This is a genomic window from Faecalibacterium faecis, from assembly GCF_040096475.1.
GTDB classification, from domain to species: Bacteria; Bacillota; Clostridia; order Oscillospirales; family Ruminococcaceae; genus Faecalibacterium; species Faecalibacterium taiwanense.
The window spans coordinates 181660-187659 of sequence record NZ_JBBMEP010000002.1 but is presented as its reverse complement, the minus strand read 5'-3'; the positions used below and the strand labels follow the sequence as shown (position 1 = coordinate 187659).

Annotated in this window: 4 protein-coding genes and 1 tRNA gene; 1 reads left to right on the top strand and 4 read right to left on the bottom strand. The window is 55.8% G+C overall.

Annotated elements, in window-relative coordinates:
* Positions 1-94: 94 nt before the first annotated feature.
* Positions 95-171: transfer RNA gene (locus tag WMO17_RS02005), tRNA-Arg, on the bottom strand.
* 160 nt (positions 172-331) lie between these two features.
* Between WMO17_RS02005 and WMO17_RS02000 the strand changes: the two genes are divergently transcribed.
* The gene (locus tag WMO17_RS02000; protein ID WP_349137371.1) at positions 332-1696 is read left to right on the top strand and encodes an MATE family efflux transporter; all 1365 of its coding nucleotides are present in this window, start codon (positions 332-334) and stop codon (positions 1694-1696) included.
* A gap of 40 nt (positions 1697-1736) precedes the next feature.
* Here the strand turns inward: WMO17_RS02000 and WMO17_RS01995 are convergent, their stop codons facing one another.
* The 3 genes from WMO17_RS01995 to WMO17_RS01985 form a co-directional block, all read right to left on the bottom strand.
* Positions 1737-2765, bottom strand: a complete 1029-nt coding sequence (locus WMO17_RS01995; RefSeq protein WP_097774057.1) for an aldo/keto reductase — start codon at positions 2763-2765, stop codon at positions 1737-1739.
* Positions 2766-2893: 128 nt separating this feature from the next.
* The gene (locus WMO17_RS01990) at positions 2894-3916 is read right to left on the bottom strand and encodes an ATPase P (protein ID WP_349137370.1); all 1023 of its coding nucleotides are present in this window, start codon (positions 3914-3916) and stop codon (positions 2894-2896) included.
* Positions 3917-4143: 227 nt separating this feature from the next.
* Positions 4144-5649 carry a carbon starvation CstA family protein gene (locus WMO17_RS01985; protein ID WP_349137369.1) on the bottom strand — a complete coding sequence of 502 codons (1506 nt, stop codon included), beginning with the start codon at positions 5647-5649 and terminating at the stop codon, positions 4144-4146.
* Between the last annotated feature and the right edge of the window lie 351 nt (positions 5650-6000).

Sequence of the window (6000 nt, the reverse complement as noted above, 5' to 3'; positions counted from 1 at the left end):
CCGCGGTCTGGAACGAGCCGGAATTGTCATTTCCGAAGAAAACAAAAAATCCGAACCCTTCTCCTATCGAGAAAAGGCTCGGATTTTCATTGTTTGGTGCGACCGGGAGGATTCGAACCTCTGGCCTTCCGGGTCGGAGCCGAACGCTCTATCCAGCTGAGCTACGATCGCACATATTTATTTCATCGGTGTAAAGTAGTATAGCACAGCCACACAAAAAAATCAAATATGAAATGTCGATGCTATCTTGCAAAAGCCGCAGCGGCCCATATAATAGAGGTGTGCCCCGGTGTGCGCGGGCACGGTTTAGGTTAAAGGATAAAAAGAGAACATGAAATCAAATACCAAAACACTGACCGAAGGCCCTCTGGCCAAACAGATCTTTCTGGTCAGTCTGCCGCTGGCGCTTTCCAACCTGCTGCAGGTGCTGTTCAACATGTCGGACGTGGCCGTGGTAGGCCGGTTTGCAGGCTCTACAGCGCTGGGCGCGGTGGGTTCCACCAGCATCCTCGTCAGCCTGTTCACCGGCTTCCTGATCGGCCTGTGCGGCGGCATCAACGTGCTGGTAGCCCGCTTCTACGGTGCACGGCACGAGCACGATGTGGAAAAGACTGTCCACTCCGCCGCCATCGTCAGCCTGATCGCGGGTGTGGTGCTGCTGTTCGTCGGCCTGCTGGGTTCCCCCTTCATGCTGCGGCTGCTGAACACCAAGGACGACCTGCTGCCCGGTGCCATCCTGTACCTGCGGGTGTACTTCCTTGGTATGCCCGCTCTGGCCTTGTACAACTTCGGCAACGCTGTGTTCAGCGCCATCGGCGACACCAAAAAGCCGCTGATGTACCTGTCCATTGCGGGCGCACTGAACATTGCACTGAACCTGTTCTTTGTCATCGTGTGCCAGTTAAGCGTCATGGGCGTGGCACTGGCCAGTGCCATTTCGCAGTGCGCCTCTGCCGGGCTGATCCTGCACGCTTTGACCAAAGTGCAGGACTGCTACGTGCTGGACACCAAAAAGCTGCATCTGGACCCCGCCACAACAAAGAGCATTCTGGGCCTTGGTCTTCCGGCCGGTTTCCAGAATGCCATTTTCGCCATTGCAAACCTGTTCATTCAGGCAGGGGTCAACTCCTTCGACTCTCTCATGGTCAAGGGCAACAGCGCCGCCGCCAATGCCGATGCCATGATCTACGACTGCATGGCCGCATTCTATATGGCCTGTGCAAGCTTTATGAGCCAGAACTACGGCGCTGGCAAGCCGGACCGCGTAAAGAAGAGTTATTTCATCAGTCTGGCCTACTCCTTTGGTGTGGGCCTGATCCTGGGCGGAAGCCTGTTCCTCTTTGGCCGCACCTTCCTTGCCCTGTTCACCACCGAGAGCGCCGTCATTGATGCCGGCATGAAGCGCGTGGGCGTGATGGGCTTTGCCTACTGCATCTCCGCCTTTATGGATTGCACCATCGCCGCTTCCCGCGGACTTGGCAAAACTGTGGTGCCCACCATTATTGTGGTAATGGGTTCCTGCGTGTTCCGGGTGATCTGGGTATACACCATCTTCGCGCACTTTCACACCATTCCCTCGCTGTACGCACTGTACCCCTGCAGCTGGGCGCTGACCGCCCTTGCCGAGATCGTGTACTTCGCACACTGCTATAAAGAATCGATGAGGATTTTTGAGCAGCCAAAAGCTGCCGCATAAAGCACAAAAGCTCCTGTCTGAATGGGCAGGAGCTTTTGTGTTACTGAACTTTTACTTCACCGGCCAGAACGCGCTTGTAATCCTCATAGTTGCGGGCCAGCAGGGCGGGGGTATCCAGACCATATGGGCACTTGGCCTTGCACCGGTTGCAGTGCAGGCAGCCCTCGATCTTTTTCATCTTGGCCTGACCTGCGGGGCTGAGATGCTCTGCCGAGGGCGAACGCCGCAGCAGCAGGCTCATGCGGGCGCAGTTGTTGATCTCGATGCCTGCCGGGCAGGGCATACAATAGCCGCAGCCGCGGCAGAACTCGCCGCACAGCTCGGCACGATCCCCTTCAATGACGGCACGGATGTCGTCGGTCATACGCGGCGGGTTGTCGATATAGGAGAGGAACTCGTCCAGTTCCCTTTCACGCTGCACGCCCCAGATGGGCAAAACTCCATCGAACTGCGCCTCAAAGGCATAGGCTGCGGCGCTGTTGGTGATCAGTCCACCGGACAGGCCCTTCATGGCGATAAAGCCCATATTTGCCGCCTTGCACTTGTTCACCAATTCCAGCTCCTGCTCACCGGAGATATAGCTGAACGGGAACTGCAGCGTCTCGTACAAACCGCTGTCAATGGCCTCGTGGGCCACCTTCAGGCGGTGGTTGGTGATGCCGATATGCCGGATCATGCCTTTGGCTTTGGCCTCCTGCATAGCCTCGTAGAGGCCGGAGCCGTCGCCTGGCTTCGGGCAGAATGCGGGATTGTGGAACTGGTACAGGTCAATGTAATCGGTGCGCAGGTTGGTGAGTGAGGTGTGCAGGTCCTTCCAGAAGTCCTCTGCGTTCTGCGCTGCCGTTTTGGTGGCGATATACACTTCCGTGCGGATGCCGTCAAAGGCTTCGCCCAGCTTCACCTCGCTGTCGGTGTAGGCGCGGGCGGTATCAAAAAAGCGGATGCCTGCCTTGTAAGCCTTGCGGGCCAGATAGACGGCATCTTCCTGCGAGATGCGCTGGATGGGCAGTGCGCCGAAGCCATTTTTGTTCACCGTGATGCCGGTGCTGCCAAGGGTGACCATATCCATAGCTGTTTCCTCCACTCGTGGGTGTAAAGACTCTCCTTTTTCATTATAAAACGAACGATTCTGCTGTGCAAGAAGTTAAGCAAAACAAAAGGGCCTTCCCCGAAGGAAAAGCCCTCTTTGCTTACTTTTTACTGATAATCGTGGTTCAGGAACATCGCCTTGATGACCACCACCTCGTCGTATTCCTCCTGTTCCACCTGCACATCTGCGTTCAGGGACTTCAGGCGGTTTTCCACGGCAGTCAAAGCCTCCGGCACGGTGACGGCGCGGCCCTCTTCAATGGCATCGGCCATCTGCTTGAGCACGATGGGATGTGCGTAATGGCTGGGCACCGGGAAGGCACCGTTCGGGTAGTGCTTCACGTATTCTGCCATAGCAGCTTCGGCCTTCTCGGCCCGCTTCATGATGGCGCTGTGGTTGTTGTGGGCAGTGGGCAGCATGTTGTAGCTGGAGAACAGGAAGATGGCTGCAAAGCCGAACAGCGCAAAGTAGATGCCATAGCCGCCGGTATGGGTGGTGACGGCATACAGGCCATAGGCCGCAGAGACGATGCCCATGATAAAGATGGCCAGCGCCACATAGCGGTACACCGGCTTGCTCTGCAGCTGGGCACGCTTGCGGCGCTCGGCTGCGCTGAGCTCATCGGAGAGGGCAGGCTTTGCTTCCAGATATTCCTTTGCCCTGCGCAGCACGGTGATGCTGTGACGGGCATCGTCGGTCAGCTCGCTTTCCGGCAGCTTGCGGGAGGCCTTTTCGGCTTCCTTCTTCTGCAGCATCTGCTCACCGGCTGCGCTGAGCAGATGGATCTGCGGCTGCTCTTTGGCCAACACCTCCAGCAGCTTGTCCACATCCCGCTCGTCCTTGAAGTTGCACTGCTTCTGCTTGCCGCCATCGTACTCCACCACAAGGTAGGCCATGGAGGCAAACATGCCCTTGCCGGTAAAGCCGCCGGAGCTCATAGCCACCCGCTTGAACACGCGGCTGATGCTGCCGTAGGGCAGATAATAGCGGCGGTCGATGTAAAAGCTGTTGAGGTACAGCGCCTTTTTGCCAACGCCGCAGGGGCCGATCTTTTTGCAGGACTTTCTGTCCTCCACCAGCTCCTGTTGATCAAGCTTTGCCATACCCAGCTGTGCAGGTTTGAAGATCATGGAAGTTCCCTTCTTTACTGTTAGTTTCCGGTCCAGCCGCAGATACTGCAGCCATTCCAAATAAAATCACCGGTTCTATTTTCGCACTGCAGCCCTCAAAATGCAACCCCTTCTGCTGCTAAGATTTGCACAAAAGGTTTGTCTGTTATGTCAAAACACCCCCGTCACTGCGGGGTGCAGCGGCGGGGGTGTCAGAGTTTAAGGCTTATGCGGTGCGGCAGACATCCTTATGCCTTCTGAGAAGCGGTGTGCTTCTTGGTAGCATGGATGAAGAGTGCCAGCATTGCGATTGCAAAGATGATGCCGATGGGGTATGCAACGGCAGTGTTGTAAGCGACCAGCTTGCCGTCTGCGTAAGTATTGATCATCTTGCCCAGGCACTCAGGTGCCAGCACGAAGTAGGTGCAGGACACAGCGCTCATGAAGGTAGCGGGCACAGCGGTGATCCAGTAGTTCTTCTTCTCCTTGAACAGGTACATGGATGCAGCCCACAGAACGATCATGGCCAGCGTCTGGTTGGTCCAGCTGAAGTAGCGCCAGATCACGGTGTAGTTGATGAAGCCCATTGCGTTGCCGATGCCAAGGAAAGCACCAACGCCCAGAACCGGGATGCAGAGCTTCAGGCGGTTTGCGTAGCTGTCCTGATCGATCTTGAGCCAGTCGGCCAGGGTCAGACGAGCGGAACGGAACGCGGTATCGCCGGAGGTGACGGGGCAGATGACAACGCCGATCATTGCCAGAGCAATGCCAACGCCGCCCATGGTCTTTGCACACACGTCGTAGATGGCAGCAGACTGACCAGCAGCCAGAGCCTCGGCCAGACCAGCCATCTTGCCGTCGGTGATGGTGTACAGTGCGCAGCCGGCAGCGGCCCAGATCAGAGCGATGACGCCCTCGCAGACCATTGCGCCGTAGAACACGAAGTGGCCCTGCTTCTCACTCTTCATGCAGCGAGCCATCAGAGGCGACTGGGTGGAGTGGAAACCGGAGATAGCGCCGCAGGCAACGGTGATGAACATGAAGCTCCAAATGGGAGTGCCCGACGGATGCATGTTGCCGAAGTTTGCCCAGATCTCGGGAATGGTGTAGGCGGGATTGGTGAAGATGCCGAAGATAACGCCCACAGCCATGATGATCAGGCAGATGCCGAACACGGGGTAGATCTTACCGATGATGGCATCAATGGAAATAAAGGTTGCGATGAAGTAGTACACCAGAATGATGATCAGCCAGAACAGGGTGGTGGTCAGCAGACCGGACATGCCGCTGTTCTTGCACAGGGTAACGATCAGGCCTGCAGGGCCCACTGCGAACACGGTACCAACCATGATCAGCAGCACAACAGAGAACACACGCATGATGTTCTGCATGACAGGTCCGAGGTATCTGCCGGTGACCTCAGCGATGGATGCGCCATCGTTGCGCTCGCTCATCATACCGGAGAAGTAGTCATGCACACCACCTGCAAAGATGGTGCCGAAGGTGATCCACAGGAACACCACGGGACCCCACAGAGCACCCTGCAGTGCACCAAAGATGGGGCCCAGACCTGCAATGTTCAGCAGCTGGACGAGGAACAGCTTCCACTGGGGCATCACAACGTAGTCAACGCCGTCGTTGATGCGCACAGCAGGAGTTTCGCGGTCGTCCGGTCCGAACGTGTTGTCAACGATCTTGCCATAGACAAAGTAGCCGATGATCAAGAGCGCCAGACAGAGTAAGAAACTAATCATACCAGAAACCTCCTTTTTGATTCAAACCACAGCCAGCATTTTGCGTGCCCAGCTGCGGCTCTGACCAATCTCTGGCTTCATGTTAACACTTTTTTCATAAAGCAGTTAATATTTTTCTGGTATGGTTCCCATATCAAAAAGTATATGGCAAGATGCTTCTGCGGAATACCTGCAAAGAATTTTTATCGCATTCACGGCAAATTTTCTTAATTTTCCAGCAAAGACCTTTCCCGGAACCGGTCAAAACCGCTGCTGCCAAACTTTCCAGTCTGTTTTTGTGCAAGTTGCTCAATCGTTTTCGATTTTCTCCGCAAATCGTGATTTCTTTGCCTGAAACGCCGCAAAATACAA